The following is a 16,350-nucleotide window of genomic DNA, read 5'->3' as shown; positions in this document are numbered from 1 at the left end:
TCACATGTCACGTGCCCCGCGACCCCAGAAGTGCGGAGATACGATCCGCCCCCACCGGCCGTGAGTACAGCCATCCCTGCCCGGTGTCGCACCCGATCCTCCGCAGCCGCTCCGCCTGCCCGGAGGTCTCCACGCACTCGGCGGTGACGGTGAGCCCGAGGCGGTGGGCGAGCTGCACGAGCGCCTCGACGATCACCTCGTCGGCGGGGTTGATGTGCGCGGACGCCGCGCCGTACTCGCCCTCGTCGTACTGGAATCCGCGTACGAAGGAGCCGTCCAGCTTCAGGACGGACACCGGGAGGCGGCTGAGGTAGGCGAGGTTGGAGTAGCCGGTGCCGAAGTCGTCGATGGCGATGCGGACGCCCATGTCGCTGAGCGCCTGCAGGGCCTGCAGCGGACGGCCCGCGGAGCCCATGACGGCGGACTCGGTCAGCTCCAGTTGCAGCAGGCCCGGCGCGAGGCCGGTCTCCGCCAGGATCTCCGCCACGTCCGCCACCAGGTCGGAGTCCCACACCTGGCGCACGGCGACGTTGACGCTCACGAACAGCGGCTCCCTGTCCGGGTGTTCGAGCTGCCACCGCCGGGCCTGGCGACACGCGGTCCGCAGCACCCAGCGGCCGAGCTGCACGATCGAGCCGTCTTCTTCAGCAAGTCCGATGAACCGATTCGGCGTGAGCAGTCCGAACTGCGGATGATTCCATCGTACGAGTGCCTCGACACCGCGCGCGTCGCCGCCCTCCAGACACACCAACGGCTGGTAGTCCAGGACGAATTCGTCGCGCTCGACGGCGGGGCGCAGCGAACTGGCGAGCGCCTGGCGGGTCATGCGGTGGGCGTTGCGCTCGGGGTCGAACAGCGTCCAGCGGGCCTTGCCGTCGGCCTTCGCCCAGTACAGCGTGGTGTCGGCGGCCTGCATCAGGCCGGTGGTCGTGGTGCCCGCGGCGCGGCGCTCGACGACGCCGATGGAGGCCGACACGGAGAGCCGCTGCCCGGACAGGTCGAAGGGTTCCTGGAGGGCCCTGAGGACCGTCTCGGCGAGTTCGGTGAGCTGGTCGGTGCCGGTGGAGTCCTCCACGAGCAGCGCGAACTCGTCGCCGCCGAGCCGGGCGACCAGTGGCGCCGACGCCCTGCCGTATCCGGCGCGGTCGGCGAGGGCGGTGAGCCGCTCGGCGACGGCGGCGAGCAGCCGGTCGCCGACGCGATGGCCGAGCGTGTCGTTGACCGCCTTGAACCCGTCGAGGTCCAGATAGCACAGACCGATCCGGCCGGTGCTCGTGTCGTCGTACGACCCCGCCTCCAGTGCCGTGGCCAGGCGTTCGAAGAACAGCGCGCGGTTGGGCAGCCGGGTCACTGGGTCGTGCATCTGCAGATGCCGCAGCCGGGCCTGCAGATCGCGGCGCGCGCTGATGTCGGCGGCGGCGAGCAGGACGCTGCCCGCGCCGCGCCGCTCGGCCCCGCCGGGCAGCGGCGACGCGGTGATCTGCGTCCACAGCGAGTGCCCGTCGGGGTGTTTGAGGCGGCGGGTGCACCGGAGCTTGGCCTGCCGGCCGCGGAGCACCTCGCGGTACGCGTGCCAGGTGCGGGCGTCGGACGCGAGGTCCACCAGGTCGGCGGCGACCCGGCCGGTGAGGTCGGCGGCATCGGCGCCGAGCAGTTCGGCCAGCGCGTCGTTGGCGCTGACGACCAGGCCCTCGCGGTCCACGACGGCGAGGGCCAGGGGGGCCGCGGCGAAGGCGGCGCGGTAGTCGGCGGCGTACTGGGCGAGGGGCCCGGTCGGGCCCGATTGGTGACGCTCTGTGACGGCAGGCCGGGCGCGGCCGGGGTCTGCGACCGCTGTGGCGGTCGGCCCTTGTGAGGTTCCGTTCACCGCTTGCTCCCGCAGTGCAATTGATGTCGAGCAGGTCGATGGGCCCCGAATCCTGGCGGGTCTGGGGAGGCGGTCGGCCGTTTGGGGGGCGGCCGACGGGGCCGGGAAAGTGTGCCGATCATAGAGGCAGGCCGACGGCCCGTTCCAGCCGTACCACGCCCCGCGAGGGTCCCCAAGGTGACCGGCAGATCGTTTCTGCTCGGCCCTGTACAGGCTTCTTTGCCGCTCGACCGCTTGTGACAGCCGGTGAGCGGTCGGAGTGTCGCATCCTGGTCGATCCTCACTCGACCGGGTCAGACAAACAGGGCGAAGCGCGATAAAACATCACAGGGTGGGTGAGGTGTCTCGCATTCCGCACCCGGAGGTCGACGTGGAGCGTCAGCTCCCCCCTTGGATGCTCACCCGTGGAGGGGAGCGGCCGCGGCTGCGCACCGCGGGCATCCTCTTCACCTGCCTGACCGCTCTCGCCGCCACCTCGCTGGTCGCGGGACCGGCGATCGCCCACGGCGAGGCGGGCCCGTGCGCCCTGCGGCGCACGCCCGCGCACCACTCGGAAGGCCTCGACACCTGGAACGGCGCCTATCCGCGCCCCTCCCGCGCCCTCGACGCCGTCATGGTCTTCCTCTCTTTCCCGGACTCCCCGCCGCTGACGACCCCGCGGGAACTCGCGGCCGACTACTTCCCGGCCACCAGCGACTTCTTCGACCAAGCCTCCTACGGAAGGTTCCGGCTGCGCGCCCACCCGCAACACGAATGGGTGGAAATGCCGAAAGATTCCACGATGTACGCCATAGAGCGGGACTGGGACCCGCGGCACCGCGCGTCCTACCTCCGGGACGCGGTCGCCGCGGCCGATCCGCGCGTGGACTTCTCCGCGTACGACATCGTGTACTTCGTCGCCGATCCGGACGCGCCCGGCGTGAACTCGGACGCCACGAAGGTCGTGAACTTCGACCGTCCGATGCGGGCCGACGGCACCGGCATCCGTCGCATCGTCACCGTCTTCGAGCGCCATCCGCCGGACCGCAACGTCCTCGCCCACGAGACCGGCCACGTCTTCGACCTGCCCGACCTCTATCACCGTCCCACCGACGGCAAGGGCGACTGGGACACCCACGTCGGCGACTGGGACGTCATGGGCAGCCAGTTCGGCCTGGCTCCCGAGCTGTTCGGCTGGCACAAGTGGAAGCTCGGCTGGCTGGGGCCGCGCCAGGTGGTCTGTGTGGACGGCGGCCCGCGGCGGCTGACCCTCGACCCGCTGGCCGCCCCACCCGTTCCGGGCGGCGTGGGCGCCACCAAGCTCGCCGTGGTCCGCACGGGCCGGGGCAGCGCCGTCGCCATCGAGGCGCGGGGCGCCGTGGGCAACGACCGGGGTACGTGCAGCGAGGGTGTCCTCGCCTATCACGTCCGCAACGAGACGGCGTCCGGCCGGGGCCCCGTCGAGGTCATCGACGCCCATCCCGACTCGGAGGCGTGCGACACGGAGTCGGTCTACCCGCCGCTGGCGGACGCGCCGGTACGAGTGGGGGAGGCCTTCACGGTGCCCGGGGAGCGGATCCGCATCGAGGTCGAGTCCAGAACCCCCTCCGGCGCCTGGACCGTCAAGATCACCCCCACGTGACCCGGCAGGGCACCCAAATGTTCCGGCCCCCGACCGGCCAGCCGGGAGGCGGCACCCAAACGCTCCGGCCCCCCAGGTCGACCCGAAGGGGGGTGTGGGTGGCGAAGCCCCCACAACGCGCGGCGAAGCCGCGCAAAAACGACGATACCGACGTATGTCCACGCTTTTTGTGGACATACGTCGGTATCGGTGTCGTGCGCCGCCAGGGACTCGAACCCCGGACCCGCTGATTAAGAGTCAGCTGCTCTAACCAACTGAGCTAGCGGCGCCTGCTGACGTCGTAGACCTTAGCATCCTGATCGCCGCGAGGAAAAATCGATATACGCACCGCGGATCCGGCTGCGGCGCGGGCCGCGCGGACGCAGGCCCAGAGCACTACGTCGGGCCCGGGGAGCCAGGGCTGGCGGGTGTCGGGGGCGACCAGCCAGCGCGAGCCGAGCCGGTCGTCGGGGCCCGTGCCGCGGCTCGCGGTGAGCGGGGGCACGGTGACCGCGTCGCCCGCGCCGTGGCAGAGCAGGGCGGGGACGGCGGGGCCCCATTCCTCCCACTCCAGGAGCGAGGGGAGGCGGCGGGCCGTGCCCGGGGCCGTGAAGAGCAGCATGCGGCCGCGGTACGTGGCCACGGGGCCCGAGCCGGGGCCCTCGTGCCATAACCGGTCGACCATCCGCCGTCCGAAGACGCCCGGCACGCTGACCACGTCGAAGACCGTGCCGCAGGACAGGACGGCCGGGGTGGTGGGGCGGGCGCGCCAGTCGGCCAGGGCCCTGTGGGGATACGTTTCGGCTGAGGTGAGCCAGGCTGCGCCTGCGGGGGTGACGTCGCAGGCGTTGGCGGGGGTGCCGGGTGTGTGGGGGGTGAGGGTGAGGGGGGAGCTGCTCATGTCGATAGATCTACCGGGTGTGAGTGGGTGCTCTCACAGAGTTGCCGGAAACCGGGACAGTGGCCGGGCGTGTGGGGTACCTTGCCCCACCGGCATATGCCAGCAGATCTTGTGGCTCAGTGGGTCCCGGGTTCCGTCGTCGAATCCGTCGGGTCCGCTGTCTCTGTGGGGCTCGGACTCGAGCCCGACGCCTCGGGGTCGCCGCGCAGGAGTTCGCGGCCGAACTCGATCATCTTCTTCGCGTAGTCCTCGGTCCACTCGGCGCGTTCCGCGATGTCGGCCGGGGTGAGGCGGTCGAAGCGGCGCGGGTCGGCCAGCTGGGCGGCGGCCAGGGCCTGGAACTCGACGGAGCGGTCGGTCGCGGCGCGGAAGGCGAGGGTCAACTCGGTGGACCTGGCGAGGAGTTCGCGCGGGTCGTCGATGGACTCCAGGTCGAAGAAGTGCTCGGGGTCGGCGGTGGCTTCCGCGGGCTCGAAGAGGAGCGGTGCGGGGCGCATGCGCTGGCTGGACCGGGGCCGCGAGGGCTCCGCCATATCGTTTTCCTCTCGTCGTACGCCGCGTGGCCGCATCCATTGTCCCTCCCCGCGCAAGAGGTCCGCTCGCCGCGTGTGGGGGTTGCGGTCCTTCGCCCTCGCTCCGGTCCGTGGGCGGGGCCGCGCCGGTATGTCCGTGCTCGCGTGTGCCTCGTCGACGACAGTTCCTGTACGCCCATCGCGGTCAGCCGAGCTGCGCGCGGACATACCGGCACGTCCCCTCCGGTTCGTTGGCGGGGATCGGTCCGGTGGGGGTTCCCCGTTCGGCCATCGGTCCGGTGGGGGTTCCCCGTTCGGCCATCGGTCCGGTGGGGCCGGGCGTTCGGTCTTCGGTTCGGTGGGGCCGGGCGTTCGGTCTTCGGTTCGGTGGGGCCGGGCGTTCGGCCTTCGGTTCGGTGGGGCCGGGCGTTCGGTCTTCGGTCCGGTGGGGGCGGCGGCCACTGTCCGCCCCACCCTGTGGGCAGTTGGGCCGCCAGGGGCGATGGGGGCGCCTGCCCGAGCGGAGCCGAGAGCTTGGGGGAGGGTGGGCACAGCCCCGGCCGACGGTGCCTGTGATGTGTGTGGGGGGAGGAGGGGCGCGGTCCCAGGCCGACGGTGCGCGGGATGTGGGGGGAGGGGTTACCCCGGGTCGGCTACCGCCAGGGGACTTGGTGTTCCGCGAGGCGCGAGAGGATTGCGTGGTTGGCTTCCCAGCCGTCGGGGAACTTGACCGTGACGCCCAGTTGGACGGGCTCCGTGGAGGGGTGGTCGTCCAGGAGCGTGTCGACTCCCGCTCGGCACACGACGATGCACGCGTGCCGGTGCCGGGACGTGAGCACGCACAGCCGTCCCGTCTCCAGGTGGAAGGCCGTGGCGTCCGGCCGCCCGGACAGGGGGTGGAGCACGACGGTCACGTCGAACTCCCGCCCCTGGAGACGGTTGGCCGTGTCGACGGTCACGTCCACCACCCCGAGAGCGGCGAGCGCCCCGCGTACGGCCGCGGCCTGATCCCGGTGCGCCGTCCCGACGGCGATCCGGTCGGCCGTGAGGGGGACGGGCTCGGGGGCCCGCTCGGACGTCGCGGCCCCGCCCCGGTCGAGCAGCCGCCGCACCACGAGGGCGACGGCCCGGACCGCCTCGGGGTCCGTACGCGGAGTGTGCCGGGCGGGCAGTTCGAGCAGGCCCCACCCGGAGAGGGCCGCCTCGTCGATGACCCGGTCGGGGCCCGAACCGTCGGACGGGACGCCGAAGTTGAGGGACCGGTCGGCGTGCCCTGTGCCGCTGCGGAAGGGCGTGTAGGGGTAGAACGCGTCGGAGACCAGCGGCGCGGCCGACGCGGGCAGCCGCCACGAAACGGGCAGCCGATGCTGCGGCAGCCCGGGATTGTGGGCGAGGAGCGTGGTCACCGCGCTGGCCGAGGGATCGTACGCGAGCCCCGCCCACTGCTCGGCCTCGGCGATGGCGAAGGGGTCCAACTGCCCCGGGTCGCCCACGAACAGGGCCCGCTCGAAGAGCCCGGCGACGGCGAGCAGGGCGTCCGACCGCATTTGGTACGCCTCGTCGACGATGGCGTGCCGCCAGGGCTCGACGTCCTTGACGTGCCCCCACTTCGCGGCGGTGGACACGACGACGTCGAGCCCGGCGAGGTCGCCGACCTTCGCGGACTTGCGTACGTTCGCGAGTGCGTCGAGCGCCTTGTCGTACGGGTCGGGGTCGCTGCTGTGCAGCCGTCCGACGGGCAGTTCGGGGTTCTTCTCGGCGAGGCGCAGGACGAGGTCGTCGACCTGGGCGTTGGTCTGGGCGACGACCATCAGGGGGCGCCCCGCCGCGGCCAGTTCGAGGGCGGCGCGGACCACGAGGGTGGACTTCCCGGCGCCGGGCGGTGAGTCGACGACGACACCCCGGTGCGCGCCGTCCAGCGTGTCGCGCAGGATCGCGTCGGTCGCCCGGGCGGCTTCCGCCCCGGGGTCGAACGGCGCGGGGCTCGCGTCGAGGGGTGCCGGGCTCACAGGGTGTCCTCCGGGGTGGCGGGGGCGGCGGGGGCCACGGACGTCACAGGATGTCCTCCGCTGTCACGGGGTCGGGCCGTTCGCCGACGGGGGCGGTGCCGGCGGCCGGGGCGGGCGTCGCCTCCGGGGGGCCGCCGTGCGTCCACGGGGTGTCCTCCGGGTCCGGAAGGCGCGGCCCGCCCCGCTGCTCGTGCTCGAAGAGCGTCCAGCACAAGCGGTCGCCCACCTCCGGCACGGAACCCGGCTCGGGCTCCTTGCCGCGGCCCATCTTGTCCAGGAGCCGCAGGACGAGCCCGCCGTCGGGGTCGCGGGTGACGAACTGGAAGGACTGGGGCTTGCCCGCGAGGGAGCGGTAGGCCTTCACGCCCTCGTCGAGCTGCGGGCGGTCGGGGGTGCGGACGGTGACCAGGGGGCGGGGGCGGGGCGAACGGCCCTCGCTGTACGCCATGACGACGTCGGTCACCTCCCCGGCGAAGGCCTCGCCCGCGAGCCGCCGCCCGGCCATGACCAGCGGGTCGTCCAGGGCCTCCTGGGCGTCGAGCCGGGCCTGCTCGCGCTCGCGGGTGGCGAGCTTGTTCGCGGCGGTGACCGCGTCGTCGACGCGGGGCTGCGGCGGCTCCCCGGCGGCGACACGGTCGCGGTGCCCGGTGAACGACCAGCGGTCGCCGCGCCACCGGTCGACGGCGCTCGGCGCCTCGGGCAGTGTGCACAGCGCGTCCAGGCCGCGCCACACCGCGTCCCAGGTGGGCCGGGTGCGGCTGGCCACCAGGGCGTCGATCTCGCGCTCGGCGGCGCCGAGCGAGGCGAGCAGCGCGTCCGCCTCGACGCCGTCCGCGGCGGCGGCCAGGGCGGTGCGGGCCCGGTCGTGGCGCTCGATGGCCGGGGCGAGGAGCTGGTTGTCGAACGCCGGGTCCGTGGCGGGCCCCGCGGGCGGGCACAGCAACTGCCCGTCGGCGTCCCTGGCCAGCTCCGCGCGGAGCGCCGCGTCCGCGCCGGACGTCCCCTCGGGCGCCTCGATCCACGCGAGCAGCGCGCCCAGGTGCTGTTCCTCAAGGGACGACTGGCCGGTGGCCCAGTGCCGGGACAGCAGGTCGGTCATGGCGAGCAGCAGCGACGAGCCGGGCACACGGGACCGCTCGCCGTAGTGCGTGAGCCAGCGCCCGAGCAGCGGCACGCGCGGGGGCGCGGGATACGGGGCGTCCGGATCCTGCTCGGCGGTCCGCCGGAACCGCATGGAGCGGCCGAGCAGCCGTACGAACTCGATGCCCGCGCGGCTCGGCACGATCAGCTGCGGGGCGTCCGCGCACAGCTCGACCTCGACCTTGACGCGCTTGCCGGTCTCCGGGTCGGTCTCGGTGCGCTCGGCGGCCTCGACGTCGTCCGCGTACGACTCGACGTACGGCAGCAGGATCTCGGCGAGCCGGGACAGGAACGCGAAGCGCAGGTCGCGGTCGCGGGGCTGGGCCACCGTGAGCAGCCGGGGGGCCGTGCGCTCCGTGCCGATCAGGGCGCCGAGCGGAGCGCCCGCCTCGCCTGCGGTGATGAGCGGCACGAAGACCAGGGGGCGCTCGGACAGATGCCGGTGGCGGACGGTGGCCCGCGGCTGGGCGCGCCCTGTGGTGGCGGCGTCGAGCCGGGCCAGGTTGTCGATCAGGGACAACGCACACCTCCGGCGAGCGCCTCCGCGCGCAGCGCGCCCGCGCGGCGCAGCGCCGCCACCGCCGGGTCGTCGGCGTCGCCCGCCTCGCCCCGGGCCGCGGCGAGCGCCTCGTCGATGGTGGCGAGCGTGCCGAGGTCGGCGCGCAGGGAGCGGCCGAGGGAGGTCAGCTCGCCCGCGGCGCGGGCCCGGTCGCGGCAGTGGAAGGCCAGCTCGCAGGCGGCCAGACACTCGGGGGCGTACGTCGCGGGGACCGCGTCGACCGCGGCGGCCAGCTCGGCGGCGGGCCGCGTCACGTCGAACGTCGTGCCGGGCGGGAGCGTGGCCGCGATGTCCTCGACGCGGGTCAGGCGGGACAGCTGGCGGCGGGTGACGGCGAGCTGCTTGCGGACGTCCACGGGGGACGCGGTGGGCAGGTTCGAGAAGTCCTTGGGGCAGACGAGGAGCGCGTGGTGGCGCACCTGGGGCGCGGGGTCGAGGCGCCGCGCGACCCGCTCCAGGGCGAGGACGTACACCGCGGCCTGGCGCGCCGCCGCGCCCACCTTCGCCGCGTCCGCCGCGCCGTCGATCATGGGGAAGGACTTGATCTCGACGACCGTCCAGGTCCCGTCCGGCGCCACGACCACGGCGTCCGGCTCCAGGAAGGCGGGCGTGCCCGCGACGTCCAGGGCCAGCATCGGGTGGTCGAGCAGCGTCCAGGTCCCGGCGGCCGAGGCCTCGTCCAGGGCGAGCTCCGTGCGGGCCGCGCGGCCCTCGGGCCCGGCCGCCGTGAGGTCCGGCACGCTCGCCGCACCGGGCTCCGGCTCAGGGCCGCCGCCCAGGCACGCGTGCGTGAGGCGCAGCAGCTCCGTGCCGCCGTCGGCCTTCACGCGGGCCTCGAAGGCGTGCCCCCGCATGAACGCGAACTGCGACTGCCCGAAGCCCGAGGGCGAGCCGAGCGCCTCGGCGAGCGCCGCCTTGGGCACGCCCGCGCCGTCCAGGAGCGCGCGCCGCCCGCAGCCCGGGTTCGCCGCGAGCGCCGCCAGGGCGCGGGCGTCCAGGGACTGCGGCGGTACGTCAGGTCCGCGCAGCTCCGCGAGCCGATGTCTGAGCGCTGTCCCCGGAGTCCGCGGCGCGGCCCGCGGGTCTGGCGCCCTTGTTCCCGCGGGGCTTGCCGCCCGGCTTGGTGGCGGACTTGCCGCCCGGATCGGTCCCGAGCTTGCGCTGATGGGGAATTCGCTCACCCGCCGAAGTCTGGCATCCGGCACTGACAATCGAGGAGTCAGTGGCGACTGGGGCGGTGGTGGCTTCCGCGGGGGCCTTGGCGCGCCCCGCGGCGCGTGCGGCGAGTGCGGTCGCGACGACCGGCCGCAGCCGGGCCTTGACCCGGGCCGCGCCGCGCTGCACCGGCCGGACGAGCAGCAGGCCGAGCCCCATCACGGCCGCGCCCGCGACCGCGTCGAGGAAGTAGTGGTTGGCGGTGCCCATGACGACGATGGTGGTGAGCAGCGGATAGGCGATGGCGATGGCCTTCACCAGGGGCGTGCGGCCGTAGCGCCACAGCACCACGCCGCACCACAGCGACCAGCCGACGTGCAGGCTGGGCATCGCCGCGTACTGGTTGGTCATGCCACCGAGCCCGCGCGGGGCGCTGGCCTGGCCGCCCCACCAGCCCCAGTCGCTGTACTGCGCCATCGTGTCGACGAAGCCGTGCTTGCCGTCGAGGAGCCGCGGCGGGCAGGTCGGCATCAGCGTGAAGCCGATCAGACCGATGAGCGTGGACACCATCAGCCAGGTGCGGGCGGCGGCGTAGTGCACGGCCTTGCTGCGGAACAGCCAGATCAGTACCAGTGGTGTGACCAGGTAGTGCAGCGAGGCGTACCAGAAGTCCGCCGGGACACCGATGGAGGTGTGGGCCGTGAACAGCCGGTTGAGCGGATGCTCCAGGTTCAGGTTCAGGGCCTTCTCGACCCGCAGGATGTCCAGGCCGTGGCCCACGGCCGTCGTGACGTCCCCGCGCGCGAGCAGCCGCCCGGCGGAGTAGGCCCCGTACACCAGGAGGATCAGCGGCAGCTCCGTCCACCAGCGCAGGCGGAGTGGGGATGTCAGGCCCTCGGATATGCCGCGGCTGCCGGCGCCCTTTGCCTCGGTCTGCGGCATCCGGTGGGTCCCCCATCTCATTCGCGCTGTTCCCGCTCTGTTCTCGCGGCGTACGGCCGCTGGGTCACTTTACGGCGTACGCGAAGGCCGATGAGCCATCCCCCTGTGCCTCAAAGACGCAGAGATCGCCGCCCGGGTTGCGCTTTCCCGGTGTGAGTGATGATGGAAGGAACGGACAGGTGACTGTCCCTTTTTGTCCTTGCATGTCCCTCTAGAAAGGCTTCTCATGGCACCGCGCATCCTGCTGGCCCGGCACGGACAGACCGAGTGGTCGCTGTCCGGAAAGCACACCGGCAGGACGGACATCCCGCTCCTCGAAGAGGGCAGGCGCGGCGCCAAGCTCCTGGGCCAGCGGCTGCACCGGGCGCCCTACGACGGCCTCCCCGGGGTCGAGGTGCGCACCAGCCCGCTGTCCCGCGCGCGGGAGACGTGCGAGCTCGCCGGGTTCGGCGACCGGGCCGCCGAGTGGGACGCGCTGATGGAGTTCGACTACGGGGCGTACGACGGACTGACTCCCGCGGACATCCAGGCCCTGCGCCCCGGGTGGTTCATCTGGCGGGACGGGGTTCCGGACGGCGAGACGCTGGCGCAGGTGTCCGCGCGCGCCGACGAGGTCGTCACCTGGGCCCGCGAGGCCGACCGGGACGTCCTCGTCTTCGCCCACGGCCACATCCTGCGCGTCATCGGCGCCCGCTGGCTCGGCTACGACATCGAGTTCGCGGCCCGCGTCCGCCTCAACCCGACGTCCCTCTCGGTCCTGGGCTGGGCCTACGGAGAGCCCGCCCTGGAGTCCTGGAACGAGACGGGCCACCTCGCCGGGTAAACCGTCGTCCACGCGCGCGTGCGCGATGTCGTCATCCACGCGCGCGTGCGCCGTGCCGTCATCCACGCGCGCGTGCCGCGTGCTGCTCCAGGAAGTCCGTCACCTCGGCGGCCCGCCGGTGCGGCAGCAGCAGCCGGGCGGTGGTCGCGAGCATGCACGCGATCCGCGACGACTGCACCTCGTCCAGGAGGGCGAGGACCCGCACGCCCGCCGCCGCGGCCTCGTCCGGGCGGCCCGCGCGGGCCAGGTCGTCGGCGAGCTCCGCGGTGTACAGCGCGATGTTCCGCGTGAACTCCGGCGTCTGCTCCGCCGCCACGCCCGCGGCGCGCTGCGCGTGCCGGGCCGCGCGCTCCCACTGCCCGAGCGCCGACCAGCACTGCGCCTCCAGGCCCGCTAGCTCGGCGTCGCCGTAGAAGGTCATCCACTCCGGGTCGGCCTCGGCCGGGCCGCGGTCGAACAGGGCGTGCGCGCGGGTCAGTGCCTGGCGGCAGCCCGTGTGATCGCCGAGCCCGGCCCAGCCGCCCGCCTCGCGCAGTGCGAGCAGCGAGAGGAACCGGGGCGATTCCAGGTGCCGGGCCGCCCGCGCCGCGGCCTGCGCGGCCCGCACCGCCTCCCGGGGTCGGCCCGCGTCCCTGGCCAGGAACGCCGTGTTGCAGAACGCGTGCGCCTCCAGGGCGGGGTCCCCGGCCATCCGGGCCGTCGCGAGCGCCTCCGCGTAGTGCGAGCGGGCGTCGTCGAAGCGGCCGGAGTCGTGCGCGAGCCAGCCGACGGAGATGGCCAGCTCGCCCGCACCCGAGTACAGCCGTGCGGTCGCCGCCTGCCCGGCCTGCCGGGTGGTGCCCGCGTCGAGCAGGGCGTAGGCGGTGCGCAGCGGGGCGGCCGCCCGCTGGTAGAGGCCGTCGGCGCCATGCCGGTCGTCGAGCAGGCGGATCTCGCGGACGGCCTCCTCGACGGCGTTCACCTCGTGCTCGTCCGCCGCGCGGAACCGGCGGGGCTCGCGGGCACGGGCCTCGGCGCCGCCCAGCGGGAGCCCGAAGGACCCCAGGGAGGCGACGGCCACGGTGGCCGTGCCGCTGGTCATGAATGCGCGACGCCGCACGTCGCTCTCCTCGGTGCTGAAGGTGTTGTCGCTGTCACTGGCACGCGGGTACCTCGGGTCGTCGCCGTCATGCGGGCAGCCGGTGGCCGCCCCGCGCGCGTCCCCGGCGGCCCGCGCCCCCCGGCCCCGGACGGCCGCGCGCGGCGCGAAGCCCAGGTCCGTCAGCGTCCGGCCGGGGAACATGTGCAGGAACACCCGTTCGTACGCGTAGTTGGGGCAGCGGATCTCGCCCGCCTCCACGCGGCCGACGTACCGCGCGTCGCAGCTGACCCGCTCGCCGATCTCGCGCGCGGCCCGCCGCACCGCGGCCGCGAACTCGCCCGGGGAGCGCTGCCCGCGCAGCTGCCGGAACACGACATTCGGACGCGGAGGCGGAGTTGACGATGCCGATGACGACGACGCCATGCCGGATCCTCTCGCTGGAGACCGTGCTGGACCGTGGTACGCCGTTCCGCGCGGTCGGCCGCCGGTACGCCGACCGGAGCCGACCGGTGCGGGCTGTTCCGGCTTGTTCCGGCTCGTTCCGGCGGAGCATGAACGTACTAGTTGTGAACCGGCCACCACACGGAGTTTGGCTACAAACCGGATATCTCACCCGTGATCTGCCATGAACTGCCATCCTTTGCGGCGGCGTGGCGCCGTAGCCGTTGACGCCCCGGCGCGTTGAACCATGCGGAGAGGGAGCGACGCCGCTTCCGCCCTGGCGAGGAGGTTCCCTTGTTGGAATTCGGCATGGAGAACAGCGAATCCGGGGGCGCGCTGACGACGGCCCGGCACTGGCCGAGCCAGGACCGCAGCGCGGGGCCCGGCTGCGGGGGCCTTGACGGTCATGAGGACCCCGACGGCCACGAGGAGTGCGATCTCGTGACCGTTCCCGCACGCCAGGGGCTCGAAGCCGTCGACATTCTGCGCCGGGGCGCGGGCGGCGAGGCCGTGGGGCCCGTCCTGCACGACGGGGGGTGCGACACGCTCGGCTTCCTCGTGCCGCCCGGCACCGCGGACGGGTGGGATCTGCCCGGCAGTGCCTGCACCCAGACCTTCGGACGCGGGGTCGCCGTGGCCCGGGACCCCGATCCGGTGCCCGCGCCGCCCGTCGCCGGGACCGGGTGGCTGGTGCCGCCCGGGGACACCGATCCCGTGACCGATCCGGCGATGTTGCGCGCTGCGCTGGGGGAGGCCGCGCGCATGATCGAGGCCGCGGACAACTGCCGTTGAGGGTGGGGTGCCTGTGCCTGTACAGAGGGCTGCGGCCCTTGCCCCGCTTTTCGCCGCTGCGCGGCTCGTCCTCAAACGCCGGACGGGCTGAGACGGCTCGGCCGAGTGCCGACGGGGCCGAGATGGCTCGGCCTGGCGTCGGCGGGGCTGAATGCGTCCGGGCGGGCGGGGGCGTAGCCGCCCGGCGATAATGAGCCCGTGGCAAGGAACAGGCGGGGCCAGCAGGCGCGGGAAGCGCTCGTCGAGGAAGTCGACGGAGGGCTCGCCGAGCTGATGCCCGACCGGGAGCGGGCCCGGGGCTGGACCCTGCTTGTCGACGGTGCGCCGCAGTCGCACGTCGATCTTGACGATCCCGCCCACCTCGACTTCGAGTACCAGCGCAGGATCGGCCACATCATCGACCTCGTCGCCCCGCCGGGACGGCCCGTGCACGTGCTGCACCTCGGCGGTGGCGCCCTCACCCTCGCCCGGTACGTCGCCGCGACCCGGCCCCGCTCCACCCAGCAGGTCGTCGAGCGCGACACCGCCCTCGTCCAACTCGTCCGCCGCGCCCTGCCCCTCGACCCCGGCGCCCGCATCCGCATACGCGGCACCGACGCCCGCGCAGGCCTCGCGAAGACCCCCGACGGCTGGGCCGACCTCGTCATAGCCGACGTGTTCAGCGGTGCCCGCACGCCCGCCCACCTCACCACCGCGGAATTCCTCGGCGACGTCCGCAGGGCCCTGAAGCCCACCGGCTGGTACGCCGCCAACCTCGCCGACGGCCCGCCGCTCGCCTATCTGCGCGGCCAACTCGCCACCGCCGCCACCGTCTTCCCCGAACTCGCCCTCATCGCCGACCCGGCGGTCCTGCGCGGCAAACGCTTCGGCAACGCCGTGCTCCTCGGCGCCGGGCAGCCCCTGCCCATCGCCGAACTCACCCGGCGCAGCGCCAGTGACCCGCACCCCGCCCGGGTCGAACACGGGCCCGCGCTCGGCGACTTCAGCGGCGGCGCGGCGGCCGTGACGGACGCGAGCGCCGTGGCGTCGCCCGCGCCGCCGTCGTCCGTGTTCCGCTAGCCGGCGGGGTTCCCCGAGCCGCCCGGCTCAGTACGTGTTGATGTCCACCCGCGGCGCGTGGTCGTGCCACGTGCAGAACACCGACACCCGGTCCGCGCCCGACGTGAACTCCACCCGGATCCACGTCGACGCCTTCCACACCTGCATCGACCAACCCGCCGACGGCGACGACGACACCAGCGTCGCGTACGTGTCGCCGAGGTCGAAGACGACCCGGCCGCCGTCGGTGCTGTAGCCCTTCACGCTGCCCGAGGGGGAGGGGCGGGTGGGCTTCTCCGGAGGCTCGGCCGAGTGGTCCGGGGACGGGCTCCGGGGGAGCTCCGGGCTCTTCGTGGGGTCCGGGCGCTTCGACGTGGACGGGTCGCCGGACTTCGGGGGCTCGCTGCTCGACGTCGGCTCGGGGCGGTGCGTCGACGACGACAGGGGGTCCGCCGCGCGGTCGCCGGACGCGAGGGGCAGGGCGCGCGGCGGGTCGTACGCCGTGCCCGCCATCACCGTGTGCACGCCCCACCACGACAGCGTGACCGCCGCGCCCGTGGCGAGCGACCACGCGATCGCGTGTACGAGACCTCTGTGCATCGCGGGCCATAGTGCACCACCCGCCGCGCCCAGGACCAGGAGTTGAACCTTCCGCTTGGCATCCGCACGCGGTCCGGCGCGCGGCCCGGCATACGTTCCGGACCGGACATCGGACCCAAGTCCGGGCCAAAAGTCCCGCTCGGCACCCGTGTCCCCCGAATGGCGTACGGTGCCGCCCATGGCAAGTGTGCTCGTCGTCGAGGACGACCAGTTCGTACGCTCGGCCCTCATCCGGCATCTCACCGACGCCTCCCACACGGTACGGAGCGTCGGCACCGCCCTGGAGGCGCTGCGCGAGGTCGCCCATATCCGCTTCGACCTGGTCATCCTGGACCTCGGACTGCCCGACCTGGACGGGGCCGAGGCGCTGAAGATGCTGCGCGGCATCACCGACGTACCCGTGATCATCGCGACCGCGCGCGACGACGAGGCGGAGATCGTGCGGCTCCTCAACGACGGCGCCGACGACTACCTGACCAAGCCGTTCTCCGTCGAGCACCTGTCCGCGCGGATGGCCGCCGTGCTGCGGCGCTCGCGCGGCGCCGGATCCGGCAACGGCGACGCGGCGCCCCGGCCCGTGCTCCGGGTCGGCGGCCTCACCGTCGACCCGCTGCGCCGCCAGGCCCAGTTGGACGGCGCCCGGCTCGACCTGACCCGGCGCGAGTTCGACCTGCTCGCCTTCCTCGCCGGGCGGCCCGGTGTCGTCGTACCGCGCAAGGAACTCCTCGCCGAGGTCTGGCAGCAGAGCTACGGCGACGACCAGACCATCGACGTCCATCTCTCCTGGCTGCGCAGGAAACTGGGCGAAACCGCCGCCAACCCCCGCTATCTGCACACCCTGCGGGGCGTCGGCGTGAAGCTGGAGCCACCGCTGTGACCCGCGCCCGGCG

14 protein-coding genes and 1 tRNA gene are annotated in these 16,350 nt (G+C 73.7%); 5 read left to right on the top strand and 10 right to left on the bottom strand.

Annotation, left to right across the window (positions count from 1 at the left end; translation table 11 throughout):
* Positions 1–7: 7 nt before the first annotated feature.
* Complete coding sequence (locus tag ACZ6BG_RS05685; RefSeq protein WP_468997234.1) at positions 8–1,867, bottom strand: putative bifunctional diguanylate cyclase/phosphodiesterase; 1,860 nt, start codon at positions 1,865–1,867, stop codon at positions 8–10.
* A 394-nt stretch (positions 1,868–2,261) separates the two neighbouring features.
* Here ACZ6BG_RS05685 and ACZ6BG_RS05680 point away from each other — a divergent pair, with 394 nt between their 5' ends.
* Positions 2,262–3,488: a M6 family metalloprotease domain-containing protein gene (locus ACZ6BG_RS05680; RefSeq protein ID WP_468997963.1), complete on the top strand. Its 1,227-nt coding sequence runs from the start codon at positions 2,262–2,264 to the stop codon at positions 3,486–3,488.
* Positions 3,489–3,683: 195 nt separating this feature from the next.
* On the opposite strand, the gene ACZ6BG_RS05675 is transcribed toward ACZ6BG_RS05680, so the two are convergent.
* From ACZ6BG_RS05675 to ACZ6BG_RS05645, 7 genes are all read right to left on the bottom strand, one after another.
* Positions 3,684–3,757 (bottom strand) — tRNA-Lys (locus ACZ6BG_RS05675).
* Positions 3,748–4,368, bottom strand: coding sequence for a bifunctional DNA primase/polymerase (locus ACZ6BG_RS05670; protein ID WP_468997232.1), 621 nt, complete (start codon positions 4,366–4,368; stop codon positions 3,748–3,750). Before ACZ6BG_RS05670 ends, ACZ6BG_RS05675 begins: the two co-directional genes overlap by 10 nt.
* A 116-nt stretch (positions 4,369–4,484) precedes the next feature.
* Complete coding sequence (locus ACZ6BG_RS05665; RefSeq protein WP_468997229.1) at positions 4,485–4,901, bottom strand: hypothetical protein; 417 nt, start codon at positions 4,899–4,901, stop codon at positions 4,485–4,487.
* A 632-nt stretch (positions 4,902–5,533) separates the two neighbouring features.
* Complete coding sequence (locus ACZ6BG_RS05660) at positions 5,534–6,889, bottom strand: AAA domain-containing protein (RefSeq protein WP_468997226.1); 1,356 nt, start codon at positions 6,887–6,889, stop codon at positions 5,534–5,536.
* Positions 6,890–6,932: 43 nt separating this feature from the next.
* Entirely contained in the window at positions 6,933–8,549 is a 1,617-nt protein-coding gene (locus ACZ6BG_RS05655) for a hypothetical protein (protein ID WP_468997225.1), read from the bottom strand.
* Positions 8,540–9,616: a hypothetical protein gene (locus ACZ6BG_RS05650; RefSeq protein ID WP_468997960.1), complete on the bottom strand. Its 1,077-nt coding sequence runs from the start codon at positions 9,614–9,616 to the stop codon at positions 8,540–8,542. The genes ACZ6BG_RS05655 and ACZ6BG_RS05650 overlap by 10 nt, the downstream gene beginning before the upstream one ends.
* Positions 9,603–10,685, bottom strand: a complete 1,083-nt coding sequence (locus ACZ6BG_RS05645; protein ID WP_468997223.1) for a phosphatase PAP2 family protein — start codon at positions 10,683–10,685, stop codon at positions 9,603–9,605. The genes ACZ6BG_RS05650 and ACZ6BG_RS05645 overlap by 14 nt, the downstream gene beginning before the upstream one ends.
* A gap of 226 nt (positions 10,686–10,911) precedes the next feature.
* Here ACZ6BG_RS05645 and ACZ6BG_RS05640 point away from each other — a divergent pair, with 226 nt between their 5' ends.
* Positions 10,912–11,508, top strand: a complete 597-nt coding sequence (locus ACZ6BG_RS05640) for a histidine phosphatase family protein (protein WP_468997220.1) — start codon at positions 10,912–10,914, stop codon at positions 11,506–11,508.
* A 58-nt stretch (positions 11,509–11,566) separates the two neighbouring features.
* Here the strand turns inward: ACZ6BG_RS05640 and ACZ6BG_RS05635 are convergent, their stop codons facing one another.
* A complete protein-coding gene (locus ACZ6BG_RS05635) occupies positions 11,567–13,012 on the bottom strand; it encodes a tetratricopeptide repeat protein (RefSeq protein WP_468997218.1) in 1,446 nt (481 codons plus the stop codon).
* A gap of 327 nt (positions 13,013–13,339) precedes the next feature.
* On the opposite strand from ACZ6BG_RS05635, the gene ACZ6BG_RS05630 reads away from it, so the two are divergent.
* Together ACZ6BG_RS05630 and ACZ6BG_RS05625 are read left to right on the top strand one after the other, a co-directional pair.
* The gene (locus ACZ6BG_RS05630; RefSeq protein ID WP_468997216.1) at positions 13,340–13,822 is read left to right on the top strand and encodes a hypothetical protein; all 483 of its coding nucleotides are present in this window, start codon (positions 13,340–13,342) and stop codon (positions 13,820–13,822) included.
* Between the two features lie 198 nt (positions 13,823–14,020).
* Complete coding sequence (locus ACZ6BG_RS05625; protein ID WP_468997213.1) at positions 14,021–14,881, top strand: spermidine synthase; 861 nt, start codon at positions 14,021–14,023, stop codon at positions 14,879–14,881.
* A 27-nt stretch (positions 14,882–14,908) separates the two neighbouring features.
* Here ACZ6BG_RS05625 and ACZ6BG_RS05620 read toward each other — a convergent pair whose 3' ends face one another.
* On the bottom strand, positions 14,909–15,460 hold the full coding sequence (locus tag ACZ6BG_RS05620) for a hypothetical protein (RefSeq protein ID WP_468997211.1): 552 nt from the start codon (positions 15,458–15,460) through the stop codon (positions 14,909–14,911).
* 178 nt (positions 15,461–15,638) lie between these two features.
* Here ACZ6BG_RS05620 and ACZ6BG_RS05615 point away from each other — a divergent pair, with 178 nt between their 5' ends.
* Complete coding sequence (locus ACZ6BG_RS05615) at positions 15,639–16,337, top strand: response regulator transcription factor (RefSeq protein WP_468997209.1); 699 nt, start codon at positions 15,639–15,641, stop codon at positions 16,335–16,337.
* The last annotated feature ends 13 nt before the right edge of the window (positions 16,338–16,350 follow it).

It is taken from the genome of Streptomyces sp. NPDC041205 (genome assembly GCF_055591765.1).
The sequence above is the reverse complement of the archived record's forward strand: the minus strand, read 5'-3'. Positions and strand labels throughout refer to the sequence as shown.

Excerpts from the sequence above, each read along its gene's own strand:
- ACZ6BG_RS05680 (WP_468997963.1), top strand. The coding sequence starts at position 2,262 with ATGCTCACCCGTGGAGGGGAGCGGCCGCGGCTGCGCACCGCGGGCATC.
- ACZ6BG_RS05670 (WP_468997232.1), bottom strand. The coding sequence starts at position 4,368 with ATGAGCAGCTCCCCCCTCACCCTCACCCCCCACACACCCGGCACCCCC.
- ACZ6BG_RS05665 (WP_468997229.1), bottom strand. The coding sequence starts at position 4,901 with ATGGCGGAGCCCTCGCGGCCCCGGTCCAGCCAGCGCATGCGCCCCGCA.
- ACZ6BG_RS05645 (WP_468997223.1), bottom strand. The coding sequence starts at position 10,685 with ATGCCGCAGACCGAGGCAAAGGGCGCCGGCAGCCGCGGCATATCCGAG.
- ACZ6BG_RS05640 (WP_468997220.1), top strand. The coding sequence starts at position 10,912 with ATGGCACCGCGCATCCTGCTGGCCCGGCACGGACAGACCGAGTGGTCG.
- ACZ6BG_RS05635 (WP_468997218.1), bottom strand. The coding sequence starts at position 13,012 with ATGGCGTCGTCGTCATCGGCATCGTCAACTCCGCCTCCGCGTCCGAAT.
- ACZ6BG_RS05630 (WP_468997216.1), top strand. The coding sequence starts at position 13,340 with ATGGAGAACAGCGAATCCGGGGGCGCGCTGACGACGGCCCGGCACTGG.
- ACZ6BG_RS05620 (WP_468997211.1), bottom strand. The coding sequence starts at position 15,460 with ATGCACAGAGGTCTCGTACACGCGATCGCGTGGTCGCTCGCCACGGGC.
- ACZ6BG_RS05615 (WP_468997209.1), top strand. The coding sequence starts at position 15,639 with ATGGCAAGTGTGCTCGTCGTCGAGGACGACCAGTTCGTACGCTCGGCC.